Origin of the sequence: Paraliomyxa miuraensis (genome assembly GCF_026337845.1) — a bacterium.
Taxonomy (GTDB): Bacteria; Myxococcota_A; Polyangia; order Nannocystales; family Nannocystaceae; genus Paraliomyxa; species Paraliomyxa miuraensis.
Window position 1 is genome coordinate 1 of sequence record NZ_JAOVZF010000125.1, and the last position, 20406, is coordinate 20406.

Sequence of the window (20406 nt, forward strand, 5' to 3'; positions counted from 1 at the left end):
AAGCTCGCCATCAAGGGCGACGAGATCGACGTCGAGTCCGCGAGCCGCATCGACGTTCGAGGTCGACGCGTCGGGATCGAGGCGAACGAGAGCATCGACCTCGCGGCGACGAGTCGCATCGGCGTTCGGAGTCGAGACGTCGGGGTCGAGGCAGACGAGCGGATCGAGATCGTGACGGAAGGCGAGGTGAAGATCCGTGGCACCGAGAAGATCGAGCTCAACTGAGACACGAGGAAGGCAAGACATGGAAGCGAAGATCGAGGCGTGGCGGGTGGAGGTCGAGCGTCAGTGGAAGGCCATCGAGCAAGACGTCCTGGGGCACGAGCCGAGCGGGCGCAATCTGGCGCAGTTGTGCGAGGAGCTGAAGCTCCTGGCCTGCGTCGTGGCCTGGCACCGCGAGCAAGGGATCATCACGAGAGCCGCAGAACGCCGTGGCACGAACCGCAAGGTCCTGCGCGGCCATGTCAAGATCTGGGCGCAGCGGCACCCGCGGCACGTCCCCGAGCGACCGAAGCGACCGCGTGGGATCTACTCGTCGGACGAACAGGAGGCGAAGCGGGCGGAAGCTCGGGAGAAGGACAACGCCAGGCACCGAGCCAGACGGGCCAAGCTGCGTGCAGAGAGAGCCGAGCGTGCCGCCCGGGACGGGGTCGAGGCAACGGCAACCAAGGGCACGGGACGGTCATGAGCGCGTCTCCGACCATCATCGGGCTGCTCACGGCAACGGCCGTGCTCGTTGGCTGCGAGAGCAAGGGCGGATGCTTCCAGGTCGACCACCCTCCCGTGACCGACGAGGACGCGCCGCTCGTCATCGGAGTCACCTTCGGCGAGATGGTGGCCACCGTCGTGGGCGAGCGTTCCGGCCCGCTACGGTGGGAGCCGAGCGAGCCGTACATTCGTGGATTGCCTCCGCCCGGACAGACGCGGATCACCGTGACGGTGCACGAGCCGACCATGGCTCAGGAGATCGACCTCGAGCGGGTGGTCGACTCGAGGCTCCCTTGGAGGAACGATCGCGTCGTCTGCTCCGACTGGGTCGAGACCGACCTGGAGCTCGCCCTACGGACCGACGACGGGGCGCTCGACACGACCATCGTGGCCGGAGCGCTCTTCGACGAATTCGGCTCGACCACGATGACCGGCGAGCTGGACGACCTCGCCGCCCTGGGCGTGGAGCCGGTCGACCCGAATGCCACGCTCTACGTCCGGCTTTCCCATGACGCCGATCGCCCGGCCGAGGGCACGCTGGTGCTGCGCTCGGGCTCCTCGGACGGCAACGGCAACGGCGGCGGGATGTCCGTCGAGCTGGCCACCTGGACGCTGGAGTAGCCCGACGAAGCGGCCAGCCGCATCGACATCGTGACGGCAGGCGAGATGAGCATGTGTGGCGCGGAGCAGATCGAGCTCGACTGACGAGCAGAAAGGGGATGGGAGCTTGGATGACGCGATCTCGACCGTGAGGGAGATCCTCGGCGAGGACGTCAAGACGACGGATCCAGAGCTGGGGCACGACTGGCATGCCGAGTTGACGGGGCGCTGGGAGGCGCTCGGAGAGCGGGTGTTCGTTCACGAGCCCCGATGCCGTGCCACGTTCGCGGAGATCGTCCGCGAGTCTGCGGTGCTGACCGTCGTTTGGGCGGTGGTCGAGAGCAAGGGGAACCTGGCGGCCGCCGCGATCCGGCTCGGGTGCTGCCGGCGGAGCATTCGCAAGCTACTGCACGAGTGGCTGAAGTCGAACCCCACGCTGATCCCGATGCCCGCCGCGGTCTTCCTGCATTGGTCGAAGAACAAGGGAGGTGAGGCATGAACACAGGGGCACCGGAGGATCCGGACGCCGCGAGGGAGTTCGACCCTTCGCTCCGATTCGAGCCGCTGATGGGCACCGTGGTCGAGGTCTCGCAGGACCTCGAGGTCGTGGTGAAACTGGTCGCGCCCAGCGGTGAATGCCTGCGAGCCAGGGCGCTTGCGACCATCCCGATCGAGCCCGGCATGGTCGGGCAGCCGGTGGAGCTGACGTTCATCGAGGGGCACCTGGACCGGCCGGTGATCACGAGGCTGGTCGACCTGCGGGCGGAGCTTCGGGCGCAGTGGGATGCGCTCGGCCGCAAGGTGCTGTCGATCGACGCGGACCCGCGCAAGCTCGCCGAGCTGCTCCGCGAGACCCGATCGCTCGTATGCACGGCTGCGCTACTCGATGCAGCAGGGAACATCACGTACGGCGCCAAGAACGTTGGCATGAGCCGCAAGTCGGTCCGGGAGTACGTCGATCGATGGAAGCGGAACAACCCCCGTCTCGCCCCCGTGCTCGAGGCGTTGGACGGCAGGCGGCGCGAGTCGAGGACCAAGATGCGACCGACGCAGGCAGAGGGGCCGCGCACCCGCGACCAGCGGCGAGCGGGAGGCGAAGTCGGAGCACCATCGGTGCACGAGGCCGAGCGGAGCCGTCCGGGGTCGCACGGGGAGGGGACACCATAGTGGAGCCGTATCGCGAGCACCTGCGGATGGTGGGCGAGCTGTACGACCTGCGGTGGGAGTGGTTGTGCGACTGGGAGGCCACGCTCGACGACCTGGCCGAGGCCGAGGCGCGGATCGACGGGCACCTGCAGGCGCTCGGGCGCGGTGGGGAGGCGGCGCTGGCGGTGGCGTTGATCGAGGCGGCCCCCCAGGAACCGTGGACCTTCTACGCGCTGGTGGCGTTGGCGTGTCGGCTCCACCGGTTCTCGATCGTGCGGGTCTTGTTGCTCGAAGTGGAGGAGCACTGCGGGGAGCCGACCGACGAGCGGGCTGCGGCCTCGCTGCGGCAGGCGGTGGCGGATGCCCTGGTGCACCAACTGCCCGGCGATGCGGCGGAACTCGTGGCGGAGGCGTTGCGGGACGCCGGGCCGCACGTGGTGTCGGTGCTGGCGACGTGCGTGGGAGCGCGAGGGTGGGCGGTGGCGGCCGACGACCTGCGGGATGCAGCGGGGCGGGAGTGCGCCGATCGAGCGGCGGTGCTGCGGGCGTTGGGGCAGCTACCCGGGACGGTGCCGGGCGCCGTGCTGGCCGAGGTGTGTTGTGGCGATCCTGTCGTGGCTCGAGCGGCGGCCGTGGCCGCGCTGCGGAGCGGGGAGGCGTCGGTGCTCGATCGGCTCGCCCATCGCAAGCGCGCGCCGTGGGCCATACTGCCGGTGGCGATGGGCGGCGGACCGGCGATGGGGGCCTGGCTGATGGAGGCCGCGCGAGGCGAAGACCCGGTGCAGGCGTTGCTGGCGCTGGGAGTGTTCGGGGATCCGCGGGGGCTCGAGGTGCTGGTCGAGCAGCTTCGGACGGAGGCGCACGCCGAGGAGGCAGCTCTCGGGTTGTTCTTGATCACCGGGGCGCGGCTTGAAATGGAGGACGACGCGGAGACCGAGGCGATCGACGAACGAGCGTGGACGGCGTTGGAGGGCTCCGGGATCAGCACCGAGCCGGTGGTATGGGAACGGTGGCTCGCGGAAAACGGCGAGCGCCTGCGTCCAGGGCAACGGTATCGGCTCGGGAGGCTGGCAGGACCTCACACGGATCTCGACGTGCTGTCGATGGCACTGCCGCTGTGGTTGCGGCGGTGCCTCGCGGACGAATTCGTGATCCGCTACGGGGTGCAGTGGAGCTACGAGCCCGATCTACCCGTGGTGCAGCAGCGGGAGATCATCGACCAAGTGCGATCGCGGCTGGATGATCCTCGGATGCGGTTCGTGGAGGGCGAGTGGTACTTCCAGGGACGGCTCGCCCCGATCGAAGGGGCGGCGGCACCGAGGCGCTCGGGGCGACCCAAGGCGTGATCGCGACCGTGCTCCGCGTCGACCGGCCCAGCAGGTCATCCTTTCCCGGGCAACACTTCGAACCTTCACCGTCGAGCGGTCCAAGCCCGAGGCTGCGCTATCGTAGCCCGCCATGAGCGACAGCGACCTCGTCGTGTTCCCGCCCGATCAACGCAACCCCCTCTGGTACGCGGATTCCCCGGTGATGGTGCGGTGGGAGGCCCGGCGGGAGCTCGAGGTCGCAGTCGTGAGCGCCATCGGCACGATCATGGTCTGGCGCGACGAGCTTCCCGCGGGCTGCGACGAGAGCGACGAGGACGCGCACTACGTGAAGGTCGGGAAGATCCGCATCGCCAAGCCCTTCCTCAGTGACCAAGTGGACGCGAACATGGAGATGGATGCGTTGACCAGCGACCACGACTATCTCGCGGCCGCGCTGCTCGATGGCACCGGCTACGACGAGGACTTCTACGACTGGTACGAGACCGAGTTCGGCTTGATGGTCGGCGGGGATCCTGTCTTCGTGCTCGACTTGAAGATCAGCGAGGAGCATCGGGACCCCGAGGCCCTCGTGGCCGCACACGCGGCCCTGGATGCGCTGAGTACCTTCGGAAGCATGACCTCCCCGCTGGTGACCTTCGACCTCGAGCAGACCAATCCCAACATCCCGCCAGGGCTGCGCGGCGAGGGCTCGTGGACATGGGTTCACGCGCTTCGGGCCAAGCGTTGGAAGCACGTCTACGTCACCGCCCGGCCTTGAGCGGGTAGGTAGGAGTCGAGCCCGCCTCGGTCGTTCTCCGACGGCCCCATCTGCCCCCGGTACCCCCGGTACCACCACCGCCAATTCCCGCTCTCGCGCCGCCCATGGGGCGCCAACGCCCACTCATCTCCGCACTGCTACAGTCGCCCGCGTCTTGTCCCGTCGTCCCAAGCATGCATCCCGGCACACCGCCAAGCGCGTGCCCCAGCACGTTCGCGACGCCCGGGAACAGCTCGACACTGCCTTTGCCTCCCTACGCCTGACCGACCCTGACCGCTACGCCGAGCAGCTCGCCCTCACCCAGGCCCTGGCCAAGCGCGCCGACTACTGGCGGACGCACGAGATCCGCTTGCCTCGCGGCGTGCAGCTCGTCCCCATGCTCGACGAGCACGACCGTCGCGTGCTTGCGATCGACTGGGGCTGCGATCCTCCGCCCTGCCCACCGACCCTCTTTCAAGACCGCGCCATCGCGGTCGAGACCGTGTGGACCGTCTTCATGCTCCGCCGCCCCTGGGCGATCGATGACGATCGCCTGAGTGCCCTGGTCGAGCACCCGCCCGTCCCACGCGCACGCCTCTTGGGCGAGCTGCTCTCGATCCGCGTCTTCGACTGGCTCCGCCGCTCGTTCTCTGCGTTCTCGCAGGCGTGCATCGACGACCCTCCCGAGCAGGGCTTGGAGGCACTCGCGGAAGCCTTCGCCCCCTTCGTGGACTTGATGAAGCGCTACCAGGCCCGCGCTGAGCTCTCCCTGCACGCCCTTTACGAGCTGCTCGACGTGGCCGAGCCCGACGCCGACATGCGCCACGAGCTTGCCTGCTGGCGCTGCATGCTGCTGGACTACACCGAAGCTCTCGACGCACCGCTCCACGAGCACCTGCTCACCCTCGCCGAGCGCTTCGAGCCCTTCGAGCACCAGGGCGTGCGCGACACCTGGAACCGCGTGCTCGAGTGCCGCCAGCTCGACGGCTGCCTTGGCTTGCTGCTCGCCCGGGCCACCATGCTCGACCCGAGCACGCGCCCGTCCCTCGCCCAGGGCTACGTGGACCCCATGTCCACCCGGGCGGTCGGCTCCTTCGCCTGGTGGTGCCGCATCACCCTCGATGCCTGCGACGATGAGTACGACCTCGGCGACCGCCTGCAGGAGGAGCAGATCCACACCTTCGTGGGCTTCGCCCTCCACCGGCTCGGCGAGATTTCGCCCGGGCTGGCCGAGGAGTTGGTGCGGGTGTTCCCGCTGATGACCGAATGATCTGCGGTCTGCGGCTCGACCACGTGACCTCGCAACGGAGCTACGTCGATGCGAGCGAGGACGCCGAACCCGAGAACGCAGCCGCGCTCGGCAACGCCACCCCGCGGTAGGGCAGTGCGGCCTCGTGGTGCTCGTACGGAGCGAGTGTCGTCCATACCGCATGGGTCAGGGCCAGTCGGATCGCTTGCGTACGATGACGGGCCTGGAACGACAGCCCGACCAGGGCCAGGTTGATCAGGCACCACGACAACGCCATCGCGACCGGGACGAAAGCCATCCAAGGGGCTACGGCGATGGCCGTGATGATGGCCATCGCCATGGGACGAGCCCAATCGCTTGCCGACTCGAGCACGACGAGCGAGCCATGCTCATGCGGGTGGGCCTGAACGTGCAGAAAGTAGCTCCGCGTCAGGCGGCAAGTTCGATGGGGCTCCTGCGCCCATAGCGAGATTCGATGCTCGCGAGACACCATCTCGGTGGCGTACCGAAGGCCGATCGCGACCACGCCGTCGCGCCGTGCTCCGGCGATGGCGGCGGACGATCGGAGGGCTGCCATGACCTCGGCCGGAGGCAACGAGACGAACAGGTGGCGACGCACGGCCGCTGTCGAACCCCCTGGGCCCCGCGTCATTCCCGCTTGTCGTCTCACGAACGAGGTAGCCAGGCGCCGGTTCGGGGCCACGTGGAATGAAGCGCGACCGGCGTCGGTCCGGCGGGGCACGGCTTCCATGCGGCCGCGATCGGAGCTTGTCGGATGAGCCTTCTCGAGCGACTGGGAGAGTCGTACGACCCTGGCAACGTCGGTTCGATCACGTCCCACGACGAGTGGCGGCCCACTCGTTCGAAGCCTGCCACCATCGCCCGCGGTGTGGTGGCGCTATCGCTGATCGGAGGAGTCTTCGCGGGAGTGTTCCTGAACGTCGCGTTCACCTGGGGTGCACTCGGCTGGACCTCGGGCATCCTGCTCGCCTATCTGCTCGTGGCCTACTTCATCCGGCCACGACCGGACTTCGACAACATCGGTTGGCTCGGGGGATTGATCGACAACCCGTTCCGGTACTCGGACGACATCAACCGGTTCCTGATGTTCTTGATGGTCGTGCTGTTGCCCGGCCGGTTCGTGTCCGACTCGCTGGTGGAGCTGGCCCAAGATCCTCGTCCGGTCGAGGATTGACGAGCGCCGCGAGGGCACGAGCCTCCCGGAGGCAGGTCCACGTCGCGGCCCGACTCTTGAACCGGGAGGCAGTCGCGCTGGGCGACTTCGATCGAGCGCTCGTCCTTCGACCGTCTCGCTCGAGAGCTGACCCCCATCCGTGTCAGAGGGCGCTCCCCATTCCCCTCACGCAGCAATGGCCGCCCCGGCCTGCATGTCGCCCCACCGCGCGCTATCATGTCCCCGCCAACCCGCGTCGCCGAACCGAAACAAGGTGACGCAGTGACCATTCGAAAGAACCAGCGGGGACGCTGGATGATCGACGTGAAGATCAGGATGCCCGACGGATCCCTCACCCGCATTCGCAAGGTCAGCCCGGTGCCGACCAAGCGGGGTGCGGAGCAGCTCGAGCGTGAGGTTCGAGGTGCCCTGGCCGCGGGGACGTACGGGAGCAAGGAGGACGAGGATCTGGTGCCGACGTTCAAGGAGTTCGCCGGCTACTTCATCGAGACCTACGCAACCACCAACAACCGACCCAGCACCGTCCGCGAGAAGCGGCGGACGCTCGGCCGTGGGCTGCTCGAGCACCTCGGGCGCTTGCGACTGCACCAGATCACCGCCCGCCACGTGGAGACCTTCAAGGCTCGCCGCAAGAAGGACGGGGTGGGGCCCAAGACGATCAACGAGGAACTCGCGATCCTCTCGAAGATCCTCGGCTACGCCGGGGAGATCGGGGAACTCACCAAGGCCCCTCCGAAGATCCGGCGCCTCAAGGTGCCCAAGCCGGCGTTCGACTTCCTGGACTTCAAGGAAGGCAAGCGCCTGATCAAGGCGGCCCGTCGTGCGCCGGAGCCCTGGTGCGCGATGATCCCCACGGCGATGTGGACCGGCCTACGCCTCGGCGAGCTCCGGGCTCTCCGCTGGGAGGACGTCGACCTCGTGGCCGCACGGCTCCACGTGCGCCAGGCGGCCGACGACGAGAACGAGCTGCACCCGCCCAAGAGCGGCCAGCCGCGGATCGTCGACCTCCCGAAGAAGGCGGTCGCAGCTCTCCGCGACCACCAGCAGCACCAGCGCGGCGACTACGTGTTCAGCCGCAAGGACGGCTCGATGCTCCCCCGGTGGGATTGCGAGCCGAAGTCCAAGGACGCCAAGCACGACAGCCCCATCACCACGGTCAGCCGGAAGGCGGGCCTACGCCGAGTGGGCTGGCACATGCTCCGGCACACCTACGCGTCGCACCTGGTCATGAGCGGCGCGAACCTCCTCGAGGTCAAGGAGCTCCTCGGCCACGCATCGCTCGAGATGACGATGCGATACGCCCACCTCTCCCCGAGCGCCCGGCGGAAGGCCGTCGAGCTGCTCGACGGGGCGGATGGGGCACCGGAGGGGCAACATAGGGGCATCGCTGATGACCCCTCGCGGGATTAGTTCAATAAATTCATGAAGTTAGTCGCGGAGGCGCACAGGAATCGAACCTGCCCATGGGGTCCGGCGAACGCACTGAGTAGCGCGGGGTTGGCCGCCCAAGTCCCCGAGATGGTTCGGTTCCTGGCGCTCTTGCTGAGCGAGTCGAAGGTCGAGGATCCGGCCGATTTTGCGGCGAAGCTCGATCCGCGCGGCACCGCGGATGGGGTAGCGGAGGGGTCGCCGAGGTGGCTCAACTGGTCGTTGTGGAGGCGGTGGAGGGCGGTCGCGGCCTCGATCTCGGCACGGATCGGCGTCCAACGCCAGAGCGCGGCTACTGCTCGTCGCGCCCGGTGAGTAGATACTCGAGCCGATCGCACTCCCGAGCCAGGTGAAGGAGGATCGTCCGGAGCTCGTCCGGGTCGAGCGTTGCCGCAGGGTGTTCGACGCGACCGACGAGTCGGCCACGCTCATCGAGCATGAAGGTGACCAGCGGTGTTCTTCGATTTCGGAGCCAGACGATACGTGCGAGCTGCGTCCAGCTGTATTGGTCGAGCCGCTGAGCGCCCAGGATCCTGGACGTGAACGCGTAGTTATCGTCTCGGGTTGCAAGATGGATGCGCTGGGCCCTGCCGGAGTCGAAGCCCACCGTGATCACACCGTCCTCGACCGACAAGCGAGCGCTCCAGTCGAGCTCCCGAGGGAGATTGTCGAGCATCGCGTAGAGCTCATCCACGGCCGATCTCCTTGCTCAAGTCGGCCGCGAAGACCGACAAGGGCTGGTCGGTGCCCAGAAGCTCGCGCTCGACCACGTCGGCCGCGGCCACGCAGCGCGCCAGTGCGGACAGAGCCTCCTCGAGCTGGAATGTCTCGGGAGAGAAGGGCACCTCGACCTCGACCGTGAGGTTGTAGGTCTTGGGCACGTCGTCGACGACGGCGCAGATCTTGGCGGTGACCAAGTGGGTTTGTAGCTCGAAGAGGCGAGCGATCGTGGCTTCGTCGTCGATGGCGCACACCCCCACGGGGGAGACGAGCTGGAGCAGGACCAAGCCCGAGCCACCGCGAAGATACAGAGCGAACGGTTGTTGGCGTGCCGAGCTCACGGGCTCGTCGGCGACGATGAGCTTGCCATCGTCGATCCAGGCGGTTCCGAGGCGTCCGTAGCTCGGCTGGTCCGGCGACCACTCCACCCGAGCCCGGCGGGGAAGATCCGTGACGAGGAGTCCCAGGTGGCGGTCGTACGCGTCGAGCTGCGCCTCGGACACCCCGAGCGTCAGGGGCCGATCCGCGTACAAGAGCTTCCGGTCGACATCGAACGGGCTCTGCAGCGCACTGGTGCTGGGCTCCTTGATCGGGGTTCGTTCGTGGATGGCCGAGGCAAGGTCGATGGCGCTCTGCTTGGCCTCGTCGGCGCCGAGCCCCTGGTGGAGCAGCGCGACGAAGTCATCCATGCGCCGGAAGATCCGCCGGGCTTGAACGAGCTCGATGGTCGAGTCGAGGTAGGGGAACTGCACTTGCAGAAACTCGCGGGGGTCCGGCGCGCCGCGCTCGGTGAGCCTCCGGTGGGTCAGGGAGCCGATCCGGTCGACCCTCCCCGTACGCTGCTCCATGGCCGAAGGGGTCCAGGTGATCCCGTAGTGCATCACCCGGGACGCAAAGGTGTGGAGGTCTTCGCCCTCTTGGAGGACGTCGGTGGTGATCAAGACGTACGGGTACCCCGGCATTCGAAACTGCCGGACCATGCTGGCGTTGATTCGGCCTGACATTCCACCCACTGGAGTCTGGCGAGAGAGCGCGCTCTGGTAGTACTTGGGGATCTCGGCCAGGGGCTTGTCGCGGGCATCGGGGAAGTTGACGTCGAGGATGAGGTCGAAGTGCTGCACCAACGCGGCCAGCTCCTGACGCGCACCGGTGGAGTCATGGGGCTGGGCGGAGAGCCGGTCCAAGAACGCGCCCGCGAGCTGCTCGACGCTGGGTTCGATGGGGGCGCTGCGCTGTAGCGTTCCGCGGAGGGCGACGTAGGTAGCCCACAGCTCGACGAACGGGTGGCCGAGCGAGAGCGCAGTGGACAGGAGCTCTCGGAGGAGCTCGCGGCGGCGGAAGGCGTCTGGGAGCTCTGCGATGGGGATCGACCGGGCACCATGGCCATCCAGCCGAAGCTCGTCCTGGCCGAGAGGGTGCCCACCCAGGATCGAGAACAGAGTCTGGCGGCCGAGGTGGGATCCTGGGTCGGGAAAGTCGGTGGGCACAGGGCCCTCGTTGGCGATGACCACGGTCCAGCCCCGTTGTCGTGCGATACTGCGGGCCCGTGCCGCGAGGTCGTGCTCGCTGCCGCCGATCTCTGCGAGCGCGGCCTGCTGGTAGGCACGAAATACCCGGCGGATCGGGAAGCGCGTCTGCTTGGAGGCCTCGCGAAAGATCGCGTAGGCACGCGCGCGGAGCCGCTCGCCGAGCGCTCCGGGCTCCACGCCCACCACCGCGGCCAGATCTTCGAGCGTCGGCTGGGCCAACCCGAGCAACCATCCCAGGTAATTGTCCTCGAGCAGGAGTGACAGCTCCTCCTTCTCGTCGGTCAGACGGCGACGGCGAAACCAACCACCCGAGGCCACCCCGAGTTTGCGCTCGCCTCGAAAGAACCACGCGAAGAACGAGTCCGAGCCCGTATCATCGGCGATGACCTCCGCGAGGTCATCGTCCTCGGATGCAAGCTCATCATCGTCGCTCGGCTCGTCGTATCCCTCGGCTCGGCTCGTGGCGGTCCGATAGCGCCGGAGTTGCCGGCGGATCTGGTCCGCCACACCAGGGGCGCTGCGCTCGAGCTTCTCGCAGAGCCAGCGATCGTATCGCTGCGCCACCTTGGCCACGAGCTCGGGCACGCTGGCCACCCGGCGGACGAAGACCAGCGTCTTCTCCCCGCCCTCGAGTGCCTCGGCCAGTGCCGACGCTACCGCGTTCATCTTGGGGTGGGGCAGCGGCTCCTGGAATCGCTCGCGATGGCTCCGCGCGAGGTGAGCGATCGAGACGGCGTCGACCCCCTCGCGCTCGAGCTCGTCGTCGGTCTGGTCCGCTTGATCGAATGCTGGGTCGTCCTCGGTGCCGGCCAGCTTCACCGTCTCGAGGAAGCTCTCGAAGGAGGCGAGCATCCCCATCTGGAAGCGACGCCCGAAGGTTCGGCCACTACCCCGACCGAGCTGGGCGAGTACGTCGCTGACCTTCTTCTGGACCAGGGCGACCACGAGGCGCTCTCGGTCGTCGGCCATGCGCAGGGGTTCGCCGTGGGTATCCACCCCGCCTCGTCGCCACTCTCGTCGGTACATGTTCTTGGTGTAGCGGTGTTCGCCCAACGCGAGACCGGTCAGGCGCCGCACCATGAACCGCTGAGCCGCGCGTTGCTGCTCGTCTGCGGGACACTCGGAATCCTTCAGCTCCGGCGCCAAGCTCGATGCACCGAACAACGACAACTGGTTCCACAGCTCGAGGTAGTTGGTCTCGAGAGGGGTGGCCGACAGCGCGAGGACCCGGTCGACGCGGGGTCCTCCCCCACGCATGTAGGGAATGTCTTCGTCCTCGATGCCAAGGACCAAGCCGAGCAGTTGGTTGCGTGTGGAGCCGTGCTCGTAGCCGTGCCGAAAGTTGTGCGCCTCGTCGACGACCAGCAGATCGAAGCGCGGGATCGCAGCATTGATGGCCCGGGCGTAGGTCTGCTTGAAGCGCGTCTTGTCGCGCAGGTCGAACGCGCTCGCGGGTAGCCAGGGCAAGAGCTTCCTCAGCGTACGGCGCTTCTTCTTCCAGCCGGCCGCATCGCCACGCAGCGCGAGGCTAAAGCTGGACATTCGAAGGACGAAATCGCGGTTGGCGTTGGCATGAGCCTCGTGAACGAAGTGGTCGAGGCTGTCACACACGACCATGTCGACCGTGGGAGTGCCCTGGAGGGTCTTGACCCGCAGGTCCGGTAACTTCCAGTTGTTGGCCGCGAAGTTGCGTGCCTCCTTGCGCCACTTGTCCTGGAGGTTGGAACGCGGGACCACGTAGAGCACTCGGAGGCCGGGGTGGAAGTGGCGGAGCAGGCCCACCACCCCCAGAGCGACGTAGGTCTTGCCCATGCCCACCTCGTCGGCGAGGTAGGCGAAGCCGCGCTCGGCCAAGATGTTGTGCAAAGCGACGGACCCCTCGAGCTGATCGTTCGCGAAGGTGCGAGCGGCCGCGCTGCGCCCACCGAAGTCGATGAGGGCCTTTGCTGTCCGAAGCCCGATGGGGCTGAGTGGGATCACTCCGGTGCCTCCGGGGCGCGGATGGGTAGGAAGAACATCTCCTCCAGCCAGTCGAGGAAGCGCTCGCGATCTGCCGCCTCACCGAAGGAGAAGCGCTCGCGGATCGAGTGGCTTGCCTGGAGTGCGTGCTCGAGCTCGTCGAGGTCGTCGGCGTGAGTCGAAGCGAATGTCGGGTGCTCGGTCCGAACCCACCGCACCACCTCCTGGGCGCACAGAAGGCTGATGTAGAGGAGCACCGGATCGCCGTCGGCGTTCGTGGCCAGCTTGTCGACCAGGGACCGCAGGGAGTCGTGGCGGCGACCGAAGAGGCGATAGATGGCTTGTCGCTCGCCGCTCGCGTCATGTCGCTCGAGCGCGTCGTCGAGATGCTCGCGAAGGCACGAGAACGCGTGGAAGATCCCCGCGAAGCGGTCGAACATGGAGTCGCCCTCGGGGATCGGAGGCGGTGCCTGGCCATCACCCTCGCGGCCGACCTGGCGGAAGATCTCGCGCTCGAGGAAGGCGTCCTGCTGCTCGGTGGTCAGCATCGACCAATACTCGAGGATCTGCTCGGGGGTCAGATCATGCAGGAGTGACGGCTTGTGCTCCATGCCCACCTCCTGCACCAGGACCCGTTGGGGAGGGTCTTCGTCCACGGCCACGTCGAGGAACGCGCCCGACCTCATTACGTCGCGCAGCGTGTCGGCGTCTGCCGGAACCAAAGCCCACTCCTCGACCACGATGCCCTCGACCCGGGCCAAGGGGCGCCCGCCGGCCGCCAGGGAGAATGCAGAGGGCACCTGCCGGCGTTGCTCCCAGTAGTAGCGAAGCTCGCCACTCTTCCAGTCGAAGCGGAGCGTGATCGGCAGGACGGACTCCAAGGGCCGGTCTTCCAAGGCCAGTGGCCGGAACTCCATGCCTTCGAGATCCTCGAGCCGCTCGAGCCACCAGTCCAGGCGCGCCGCGCCGGACCGGTCCAGCAGAATGGCCGTCTCGAGGTTGCCGCTCTTCGCCCCACGGTGGGCTGCGCCCGTCAGGTTGGGCGAGCCCACCAGGAGTAGCTCGGTCTTCGTGGATGGAGAGAACAGCCGATAGATCTTGGCGTGGACGTAGCGGTGGCGGCTTTGCGTCTCTCCTTTGCCGAACGAGGTGAGCCTGGTCGGAAGCGTCCCCCAGGTGACCTTGGGGAGCATGCGTACCGCCTCGACGTACTCCTTGCGGCACGTTGCACGCTGGTTCTCATCGCGCGGTAGGAGCACTCGCGTTGCGGTAGGGCGCACGGCCTCGATGAGCGCGCACAAGGTAGGCGTCTCCTCGACGTCATCGACGAACGGCGAGATCACCTCGAGACGACAGCCCTCGGGCACGTGCTCGGCCAGGAATTCGGGGAGTGGTACCTCTCCATGCCAAAGGCGGCTGTGCAGGCGCCCCTCGTGGGAACGATGGGTCCTCGCCGTGGTGTGCTGCTTGAGGAACGCGCGAAGCCGGTCGATGCCGCCGTGATTGGCGTCCTTGCCATGACGGTCGGTTGCGCTTCCACCGGTTCGGTCCAGCCGCAGCAAGTAGGCAAACAAGCCACCGGGACCGAGCAGATCCTCTCGTAGCAGGTCCTTGGTATCGGGTCGGATCTCGTAGACGTGGCCGACCTCCACGTTGGACCACCAGCCGCTGCGGGTCAGGTTTGCGGAGGTCGTCAGCATCACCAGGCGTGGCTGTGGAGGCTCACCGGGGTCCTCCAGGAGAAGGAAGACGTGCTTGGCGTGCAACACCCCGCCGGGGACCGACAGCCCGATTCGGCGGTAGTCCAGGCGAGCCGGGCCATGCTGGGTGATCAGGCCCGAGCGGTCGTAGTAGACGGCGACGTGCTCGAGCTCGCGGAGCGCCTCGTCGAGCTGGGCCCGCCGGACGGCCTCGTTGTCGCTGAATCCGCGACGAAACAGGATGGGGAGGATCGAGTGCTCGAAGAACGCAGGGTCGAGCTGAAACGAGACGAACACCGCGACCCGCACTCGAGCCTCGCCGATCGCGGACTCGAGGGCCTGGGAGAGGACCTGGGTCTGTGGGTCCGACGACATCAATCGTCATCCTCGCTTCGGGCGGCGAGCTTGCCGAGGACCTGGGCCCCGACGGATTTCACCGACGTGATGAAGTAGGGGTGGACGAGCCGCCGGCCCGGGTCCTCCGGGAGGTCGCCGCCTTCTTGATGGTAGCGAACCTGCAGCACGCCGCCGTCGGAGATGATCCAAGGGCCTCCGCCGCGGCGGGCCATGACCTCGGCGTTCTGCTCGAGTACGAGCTCGATCACCTTGGCCCACTGGCCATTGTGGAGTGCGTGGGCGAGCTGCTCGAAGCGCCGCTGGCCTTCCTCGCCGTGCAGCTCGCAGACAGGCTCGAGGTGCTGGGCCACGGCCTCGGGGTCGACATGTCGGAGCCCATGGATCCAGGTGGCTTGGAGATCCCCGGCGACGTCGGTCACGGATCGTTCGTCGGCATGGTCCTGAAGGTAGCCGAAGAGGAGCGAGGCCGGGCCGATCACTTGTTCGAAGCGACGGATCCTCCATAGACGATCCTCGAGCTCGGCGTGGCCCTCTCGTCGGGCGCCATCAATGAGCGCGTCGAGCTCGGCCATGCTCAGTCGTTCGCGCCACGTATCATGCTCGTCGTTGTAGGCTCGCATCAGGGCCCACAGCTGGTGCTGACACCCTCCCGGATCCGAGGGGCCACCGCAGGCGAAGCGCTCGAGGTAGAAGGCCTGCTCGTCGGCGGAGAATTCATCGGCGTGGAGCTCGGCGACGGCTCCCGCGATGAGGGCGTGTCTGCCTCGGGGCTCGAAGTAGCGGCCTCGGACCATGAGATCGAGCAGCGATCTGGCGTTGCGCAGGCCTGCACGCTCGAGGCGGGGGTAGGCGGTACGACGCACGAAGTCCTCAGCTTCATCGGTCAGGCGCATGGTCTTGCGCACCAGCAGGCCGCTCTGCTGAGCGGGACCCGAGAACAAAGTCCACAGGCCGTAGGCACGCTGGTTGGAGAGGATCTGTGCGTCACGGCCCCCACCGAGCGGAACCCGCTTGCCGGCCGCAAGGCGGCTACGAACGCGACGCAGCCCGAGGATGCCGGGGTCGGGCGCGTCGCGATCCTGCGCTGCGGCGAGCCGGCTGTAGGCCGCGATCTGCTCGAAGGTCAGGAACAAGTCGACCAGGCGGGACTCGGGGAGCTCCTGCTCGTCGATGATGCGGCGGGCGAGGTGATAGCCGAGCAAGAGCGTAGTGAAGCCGCGAGCTGAGGAGGCGACCAGGGAGAGGTTGCCGACGACCCCTCGACCATAGCGGCCCCACAGGGGCAGCAGGCCCAGGGGGTCGATCGAGCCCTTGACGGCGATCTCGGGGTCGAGGTCGGTGAGGAAGGGGGCGTTCACTCGGTGTTCACTTGCGGAGGCAATGTTGCCATAGGCCAGCTCGGTGGTTTGCGAGGCGGTCCAGAATGGCCGTCAGCCCCGTAATGACCCGTTCGTGCCATTGCTGTCCGGAGGCTGCGCCTCGATGTCGCCCGTGCTACGCAGCTACGGCCGGTCCTGAGGGCAGTCCACCATGGCACACGAGAACTACGAGAGGGAAGAGGAGCTCGAAGACGAGGATGGCGGGGAGTACGAGGATGACGAGGACGGGGAGTACGAGGATGACGAAGAGGACGAGGATGAAGACGACGACCGCGGCAATCTGCTCGACCCCGATGATCCCGCCGATGTCCAGCTCGTGCGGGAGGCATTGGCGTCCAGTGTGACCGGTAAACCGAGCAAGGGACTCGGTCACACGCTTGTCCTGCTGCTCGTCAGTCTCTTCTTGTTCTGGACCTCGGAGAGCGCGAGCACCGGAGGAACCGGGAGTTGGATCGCGGCGCTCGTGCTCGTGCTAGTGGTCCACGAAGGGGGGCACTTCATCGCCATGAAGGCGTTCGGGTTCACGGACCTCAAGGTGTTCTTCATCCCCTTCATCGGCGCTGCCGCGAGCGGTCGCAAGATCGACGCCACGCCCACCCAGCGCGCGTTGGTCTCGCTGATGGGACCGCTCCCTGGCATCGTGCTCGCGTTCGGGGCTTCGTTCCTGGCCCCCTTTGACAGCCAGTTCCTCGCCGATGTCGTCGTGCTCGCCCTTGTCGTGAATGCCTTCAACCTCCTCCCCCTCCTACCTCTCGACGGAGGCGCATTCCTCCACTGGACCTTGTTTGCGCGCTGGCCCTCGGTTCGATGGGTCATCCGCCTGATCAACGCCGTGGCTCTCATCGGAGTGGGACGGTGGCTCGACTCCTGGATACTGCTCGGGTTCGGCGCGTTGTTGTTGTTCGGCGCCTTTACGCTCCTCTTCGATGGCACGACGGCCGAGCTACCGGAGCACGTTCACCCCGGTGAGGAGCTCTCCATCACGGTGCCCGACCGTCTCGTGCCCATCGCGATGGCGATCGCCAACCGACGTCGTTTCGCGAAGGTGACCCATACAATCGAGCCCAAGACCTACGCGATCACCATTGCCGCCGCATGGGGCCAGATCCACCGTGTAGCACCCATCCCCGTGCATCGAACTCTCGCCCTGTTGGTCGCGTACGTGGGCGCCATTGCGTTGGTGCCGGCGGCCTTGGTGCGGCTCGTACAGTGACGGAGCAACCGCGGGCCTTGCGGGTCACGATGGCTCCGCGACACAAAGGGCCAGTAGATCGAGCCCGTCGAGTACTGGGGCCCTTCGGTCGCGCACCGACTCACCGCTTCGAGCTCGTGTGCCGCTGGATCTCCTCGACGGTCGAATCGAAGTCGGAGCGCATCCGGGAGATCCGCTGCTCCAGCTCGCGCACCCGTGTTCGAGCTGCGTCGAGCGCCTCGCGTTGCGTCGCTGCGGCGCGAAGCTGGATGCGATGGGCGACGAGCGGCGCACGGTTGAGGCGTAGCTTCTCGATGAAGAACGTGCCCTCGGTCGTCAGGCCCTGAAGGCGTCCATCGGTGCCTTCACGGAGATGACGCGCGAGCTCGTCGCGTCCCGGGTGGAGCAATGGCACGTGCGGCGGATGATCCTCGTGCCAGTAGGAACCCTTGTGCTCGTTGCATCGCGGGCACGCGTAGACCAGGTTCTCGTCGTCGTCACGACCATCCCGCGACCGGGGCCGGTGGTGATCGACCGTCAGCGTGGAACCGATGTCCACGTCGCTCACTCCGCAGTACCCACAGCGCGCCCCGAACCGCTCGCGAGCACGATCTCGGGCCGACGTCATCCGAGGCGTCGCCTTCGCGCTCAGTGGGAGGGGACGAGCTCGTGGCCCATCACGCGCAGGTAATCCTCGGCCAACGCGGCGCTGCGCTGGCGCAGTCGCTCGAGGGTCGCGCGAGCGTCGGCGAGGAGGCGCTCTTCCTCCTCGGCGATCCGCAGTAGCTCGTGGGCCTTCGCGTCGAGGCTCGCGGTCTCCTTGGCCATGGCCTCGGCATCGGCGCGCAGGCGCTGCGTGGCGGGAGCAAGGGCGTTGGTCTCGTCGGCGTCGAGGGCGGCCAGCAGGGAATCGAGCTCAGCGCGCTCGGCCGGCGAGAGCTCACCCCGAGCCTCCCGCTCTCGAAGCGCCTGGAAGCGCGCGGCCTCGGTGTTGGACCACCGCATGGGTTCGAGCATGGCAGATGACGGCGAGGATGCCAATGTGTTCGCCAGTGGCGCCGAAGGCGGGGCGAGCGTGCGAATCGGTGGGCGATGGGTCGGAGAAGCCCGGCGGGGCACCGATGGCCCCGCCGACGCGGTGAGCTCGCCTTGGTGATGGTCACGAGCCGGTCGACGCAGAGGTCGAGCTCCCTGGGGAGGTGGCCATCGCTCGACCACCGCGGGCCATCACCACCGTCGCCTGGAGCGTGGCGAGCAACGCGAGCAACACGTCGAAGTGCTCGGCCTCGGTGTCCCCGAGGAGATCGGCCAGCCTACCCTGGAGCATCTTGGCCGCGTGACCCGGGGCGTGCTGAGCCTCCACGAGCGCGGTGGCGCGACCGTTCGCGTAGCCCAGCTCGAGCCCGACCTCGATGCCGGCCATGATCTCGCCTGACGATCGCCGTTCGAAGTCGAGGATCAAGCCCCATGTCTCATCGTCCACGCGCTCGCGGATCTGGTCGAGGAGGCGGAGCATCGGCGCCACGGCGTCGCGTTGGCGCTCCTCCGAGTCGAAGCGGTCCGAAACCGCGTCCCACAACGAACGCGAGCCTCGTTGCTCGCGGGCGTCCTCGAGTTGGCGCGCCAGCGTCAGGTTGCCGCGACGTGCTCGGTTGCCCTCTGTAGGGCAATCGTCCTGGTCCGCACGGGTACCACTGGCAGGGCCCGGTTCCTCGTGGTCGCGAGCACCACCGCCCGCACTGTTCTCCAATGCTGGTCGAGCGCCCGTTTGGGTGTGACCACCTCGCTCATGACTTGCTCCGTCACCGTTCATCGTGCACCTCTCTTTGGGCTCGACGCCGAGCCAACTGGTCTCGGCGTAGCCGAGCGGAACGTGCCTTTCCAGACCGCCTGCAAGGCTCATGGCGTCCAAGAAGGCTACGCTGCGAGCCGTCCGGGGTCACGAAGGGCCGGGCTGCGATCGGCCGGTGGTCCGCGAAGGTCCTCTCGGGGATGAACCACTGGTCACCGAATGCCCGCGGAACTTTGCTCACCATCGATCATCCAGACGAGGGTGCGAGCACGGAATGCTCGAGTTGCGTCGTGCGCTCGCACGTCGGCCACCTGACCGCAGGTCACGACGTTGAGCCACTCGATCATCGAGGTCACCCGTGCGTCGAAGCCGACGTCGTGCTCGACCACGAGACGCGCGCTGCGTTTGCGGTAGCCCGGCAACGAGTGCCTCCAGACGGGCAATGGCTCGCGAATGCTCCGTCCAGATCGAGATTCCGCCCTGTCAGTGGACACCTCGGCCGCTGTATGCTTGTATGTCTGTATGCCGCCAGCGAGGCCGGCACGTCCCATTGAAGACTGCGCGAAAAGCGTCCATCCTCCCGGTCGGAGATCCGACGGACGATGGCTGGTCGACGCACGACGAAGCGAGGCACCTCCCGCGGCGCACCTGCGCAGTCGGACGAGGCGCCGAAGCGCGAGCGGACGACCGTGCTGCTGCCATCGGATGTGCTCCAGCAGCTACGCCTTCGCGCGGTCATGGAGAAGACAGAGATGTCCCTGATCATGGAGGCGGCGCTGCGGGAGTACCTGGGCAAGAAATGAGCTAACGTCTGGCGCCCGCCGCAACGGGCGAAAGGGCAAGGTCGCTTGCCGGGTTCGGCCCCGCTCTTTGGTCGGGCCTGGCCGTCGGGGTGAAAGTCGGGGCCCCGGTCGTAGCCGTGGTGTTTGCGGCACCACGGCGCCCGCATGCCCCGGCCGCAAACCGGGATCGACGAAAAGAGCAAGCGGATGGAACCCCATGAGGTGTTGGAGAACCTCGGGCGCACGATACGGCGCTCGCGCGAATCGCTGGGACTGACACGACCGAGCTACGCCACCCGGTGCGGGCTCTCGGTCGCCACGATCAAGAAAGTCGAGTTGGGTCACGACCTGCGCCTCGACACACTGGTGCGGCTGGCGAGAGGTCTCGGCCTGTCGCTGGTCGAGCTCATCGACGAGGCCGATCCGGCCGGGCGATCGATGCGCCAAGAGCTGCGGCGGCTGAGCACCCGCGTCGGGCTGCTCGAGGCCGAGGAGCGGGCGTTGGTGACGGCGCTGGTCGGTGTGCTGGAGAAGCAGGCGGCAGGGGAGGGGGCGGACGAGGAGCCGCCCCGGGGCGCATTGGTGCCTGCGTAGCGGGGGCGACGT

General features: G+C 67.4%; 22 protein-coding genes. 13 read left to right on the forward strand and 9 right to left on the reverse strand.

The annotated features are described in order from the left end of the window. The 8 genes from OEB96_RS02090 to OEB96_RS02125 form a co-directional block, all read left to right on the forward strand. On the forward strand, nucleotides 1-225 hold a 225-nt coding region (locus OEB96_RS02090), incomplete at its 5' end, for a hypothetical protein (protein ID WP_266213713.1). 19 nt (nucleotides 226-244) lie between these two features. Beyond that, nucleotides 245-688 carry a hypothetical protein gene (locus OEB96_RS02095; RefSeq protein WP_266213714.1) on the forward strand — a complete coding sequence of 148 codons (444 nt, stop codon included), beginning with the start codon at nucleotides 245-247 and terminating at the stop codon, nucleotides 686-688. Further along, nucleotides 685-1329: a hypothetical protein gene (locus tag OEB96_RS02100; protein WP_266213715.1), complete on the forward strand. Its 645-nt coding sequence runs from the start codon at nucleotides 685-687 to the stop codon at nucleotides 1327-1329. The genes OEB96_RS02095 and OEB96_RS02100 overlap by 4 nt, the downstream gene beginning before the upstream one ends. Nucleotides 1330-1435: 106 nt before the next feature. Then, the gene (locus tag OEB96_RS02105; RefSeq protein WP_266213716.1) at nucleotides 1436-1807 is read left to right on the forward strand and encodes a hypothetical protein; all 372 of its coding nucleotides are present in this window, start codon (nucleotides 1436-1438) and stop codon (nucleotides 1805-1807) included. Then, nucleotides 1804-2475, forward strand: a complete 672-nt coding sequence (locus OEB96_RS02110) for a DUF6484 domain-containing protein (protein ID WP_266213717.1) — start codon at nucleotides 1804-1806, stop codon at nucleotides 2473-2475. Before OEB96_RS02105 ends, OEB96_RS02110 begins: the two co-directional genes overlap by 4 nt. Then, nucleotides 2475-3800, forward strand: coding sequence for a hypothetical protein (locus OEB96_RS02115; RefSeq protein WP_266213718.1), 1326 nt, complete (start codon nucleotides 2475-2477; stop codon nucleotides 3798-3800). Before OEB96_RS02110 ends, OEB96_RS02115 begins: the two co-directional genes overlap by 1 nt. A 112-nt stretch (nucleotides 3801-3912) precedes the next feature. Next, nucleotides 3913-4539 (forward strand): hypothetical protein, encoded by a 627-nt coding sequence (locus tag OEB96_RS02120; RefSeq protein ID WP_266213719.1) that lies wholly within the window; start codon nucleotides 3913-3915, stop codon nucleotides 4537-4539. Between the two features lie 154 nt (nucleotides 4540-4693). Beyond that, complete coding sequence (locus tag OEB96_RS02125; RefSeq protein WP_266213720.1) at nucleotides 4694-5788, forward strand: hypothetical protein; 1095 nt, start codon at nucleotides 4694-4696, stop codon at nucleotides 5786-5788. Between the two features lie 40 nt (nucleotides 5789-5828). Here the strand turns inward: OEB96_RS02125 and OEB96_RS02130 are convergent, their stop codons facing one another. Next, complete coding sequence (locus OEB96_RS02130) at nucleotides 5829-6044, reverse strand: hypothetical protein (protein WP_266213721.1); 216 nt, start codon at nucleotides 6042-6044, stop codon at nucleotides 5829-5831. A gap of 651 nt (nucleotides 6045-6695) precedes the next feature. On the opposite strand from OEB96_RS02130, the gene OEB96_RS02135 reads away from it, so the two are divergent. Both OEB96_RS02135 and OEB96_RS02140 read left to right on the forward strand, forming a co-directional pair. After that, nucleotides 6696-6962, forward strand: a complete 267-nt coding sequence (locus OEB96_RS02135; RefSeq protein WP_266213722.1) for a hypothetical protein — start codon at nucleotides 6696-6698, stop codon at nucleotides 6960-6962. A 261-nt stretch (nucleotides 6963-7223) separates the two neighbouring features. Then, nucleotides 7224-8372 (forward strand): tyrosine-type recombinase/integrase, encoded by a 1149-nt coding sequence (locus tag OEB96_RS02140; RefSeq protein WP_266213723.1) that lies wholly within the window; start codon nucleotides 7224-7226, stop codon nucleotides 8370-8372. 310 nt (nucleotides 8373-8682) lie between these two features. Here OEB96_RS02140 and OEB96_RS02145 read toward each other — a convergent pair whose 3' ends face one another. From OEB96_RS02145 to OEB96_RS02160, 4 genes are read right to left on the reverse strand one after another with little or no spacing between them, the layout of a single operon-like run. Beyond that, a complete protein-coding gene (locus OEB96_RS02145; protein ID WP_266213724.1) occupies nucleotides 8683-9024 on the reverse strand; it encodes an HAD family hydrolase in 342 nt (113 codons plus the stop codon). A gap of 52 nt (nucleotides 9025-9076) precedes the next feature. Beyond that, the gene (locus OEB96_RS02150; RefSeq protein ID WP_266213725.1) at nucleotides 9077-12619 is read right to left on the reverse strand and encodes a helicase-related protein; all 3543 of its coding nucleotides are present in this window, start codon (nucleotides 12617-12619) and stop codon (nucleotides 9077-9079) included. Continuing rightward, nucleotides 12616-14673, reverse strand: coding sequence for a phospholipase D-like domain-containing protein (locus tag OEB96_RS02155; protein WP_266213726.1), 2058 nt, complete (start codon nucleotides 14671-14673; stop codon nucleotides 12616-12618). The genes OEB96_RS02150 and OEB96_RS02155 overlap by 4 nt, the downstream gene beginning before the upstream one ends. Continuing rightward, entirely contained in the window at nucleotides 14673-16013 is a 1341-nt protein-coding gene (locus OEB96_RS02160; RefSeq protein ID WP_266213727.1) for a hypothetical protein, read from the reverse strand. Before OEB96_RS02160 ends, OEB96_RS02155 begins: the two co-directional genes overlap by 1 nt. Before the next feature lie 172 nt (nucleotides 16014-16185). On the opposite strand from OEB96_RS02160, the gene OEB96_RS02165 reads away from it, so the two are divergent. After that, on the forward strand, nucleotides 16186-17247 hold the full coding sequence (locus OEB96_RS02165) for a site-2 protease family protein (RefSeq protein ID WP_266213728.1): 1062 nt from the start codon (nucleotides 16186-16188) through the stop codon (nucleotides 17245-17247). Nucleotides 17248-17347: 100 nt separating this feature from the next. Here the strand turns inward: OEB96_RS02165 and OEB96_RS02170 are convergent, their stop codons facing one another. The 4 genes from OEB96_RS02170 to OEB96_RS02185 form a co-directional block, all read right to left on the reverse strand. After that, on the reverse strand, nucleotides 17348-17854 hold the full coding sequence (locus tag OEB96_RS02170; RefSeq protein WP_266213729.1) for an HNH endonuclease: 507 nt from the start codon (nucleotides 17852-17854) through the stop codon (nucleotides 17348-17350). A gap of 20 nt (nucleotides 17855-17874) precedes the next feature. Next, nucleotides 17875-18231 carry a hypothetical protein gene (locus tag OEB96_RS02175; RefSeq protein ID WP_266213730.1) on the reverse strand — a complete coding sequence of 119 codons (357 nt, stop codon included), beginning with the start codon at nucleotides 18229-18231 and terminating at the stop codon, nucleotides 17875-17877. Between the two features lie 154 nt (nucleotides 18232-18385). Further along, nucleotides 18386-18742, reverse strand: a complete 357-nt coding sequence (locus tag OEB96_RS02180) for a hypothetical protein (protein ID WP_266213731.1) — start codon at nucleotides 18740-18742, stop codon at nucleotides 18386-18388. Between the two features lie 488 nt (nucleotides 18743-19230). Continuing rightward, complete coding sequence (locus OEB96_RS02185) at nucleotides 19231-19461, reverse strand: hypothetical protein (RefSeq protein ID WP_266213732.1); 231 nt, start codon at nucleotides 19459-19461, stop codon at nucleotides 19231-19233. 159 nt (nucleotides 19462-19620) lie between these two features. On the opposite strand from OEB96_RS02185, the gene OEB96_RS02190 reads away from it, so the two are divergent. Together OEB96_RS02190 and OEB96_RS02195 are read left to right on the forward strand one after the other, a co-directional pair. After that, the gene (locus OEB96_RS02190) at nucleotides 19621-19821 is read left to right on the forward strand and encodes a hypothetical protein (protein WP_266213733.1); all 201 of its coding nucleotides are present in this window, start codon (nucleotides 19621-19623) and stop codon (nucleotides 19819-19821) included. A 144-nt stretch (nucleotides 19822-19965) separates the two neighbouring features. Continuing rightward, on the forward strand, nucleotides 19966-20394 hold the full coding sequence (locus OEB96_RS02195) for a helix-turn-helix domain-containing protein (RefSeq protein ID WP_266213734.1): 429 nt from the start codon (nucleotides 19966-19968) through the stop codon (nucleotides 20392-20394). Nucleotides 20395-20406: the final 12 nt, after the last annotated feature.

What these genes read in the sequence shown, in the direction of transcription:
- OEB96_RS02165 (WP_266213728.1), top strand. Translation starts at nt 16,186, where the DNA reads ATGGCACACGAGAACTACGAGAGGGAAGAGGAGCTCGAAGACGAGGAT.
- OEB96_RS02170 (WP_266213729.1), bottom strand. Translation starts at nt 17,854, where the DNA reads ATGACGTCGGCCCGAGATCGTGCTCGCGAGCGGTTCGGGGCGCGCTGT.
- OEB96_RS02110 (WP_266213717.1), top strand. Translation starts at nt 1,804, where the DNA reads ATGAACACAGGGGCACCGGAGGATCCGGACGCCGCGAGGGAGTTCGAC.
- OEB96_RS02190 (WP_266213733.1), top strand. Translation starts at nt 19,621, where the DNA reads ATGGCTGGTCGACGCACGACGAAGCGAGGCACCTCCCGCGGCGCACCT.
- OEB96_RS02195 (WP_266213734.1), top strand. Translation starts at nt 19,966, where the DNA reads ATGCCCCGGCCGCAAACCGGGATCGACGAAAAGAGCAAGCGGATGGAA.
- OEB96_RS02130 (WP_266213721.1), bottom strand. Translation starts at nt 6,044, where the DNA reads ATGGCGTTGTCGTGGTGCCTGATCAACCTGGCCCTGGTCGGGCTGTCG.
- OEB96_RS02095 (WP_266213714.1), top strand. Translation starts at nt 245, where the DNA reads ATGGAAGCGAAGATCGAGGCGTGGCGGGTGGAGGTCGAGCGTCAGTGG.
- OEB96_RS02175 (WP_266213730.1), bottom strand. Translation starts at nt 18,231, where the DNA reads ATGCGGTGGTCCAACACCGAGGCCGCGCGCTTCCAGGCGCTTCGAGAG.
- OEB96_RS02120 (WP_266213719.1), top strand. Translation starts at nt 3,913, where the DNA reads ATGAGCGACAGCGACCTCGTCGTGTTCCCGCCCGATCAACGCAACCCC.
- OEB96_RS02155 (WP_266213726.1), bottom strand. Translation starts at nt 14,673, where the DNA reads ATGTCGTCGGACCCACAGACCCAGGTCCTCTCCCAGGCCCTCGAGTCC.
- OEB96_RS02100 (WP_266213715.1), top strand. Translation starts at nt 685, where the DNA reads ATGAGCGCGTCTCCGACCATCATCGGGCTGCTCACGGCAACGGCCGTG.
- OEB96_RS02180 (WP_266213731.1), bottom strand. Translation starts at nt 18,742, where the DNA reads ATGCTCCGCCTCCTCGACCAGATCCGCGAGCGCGTGGACGATGAGACA.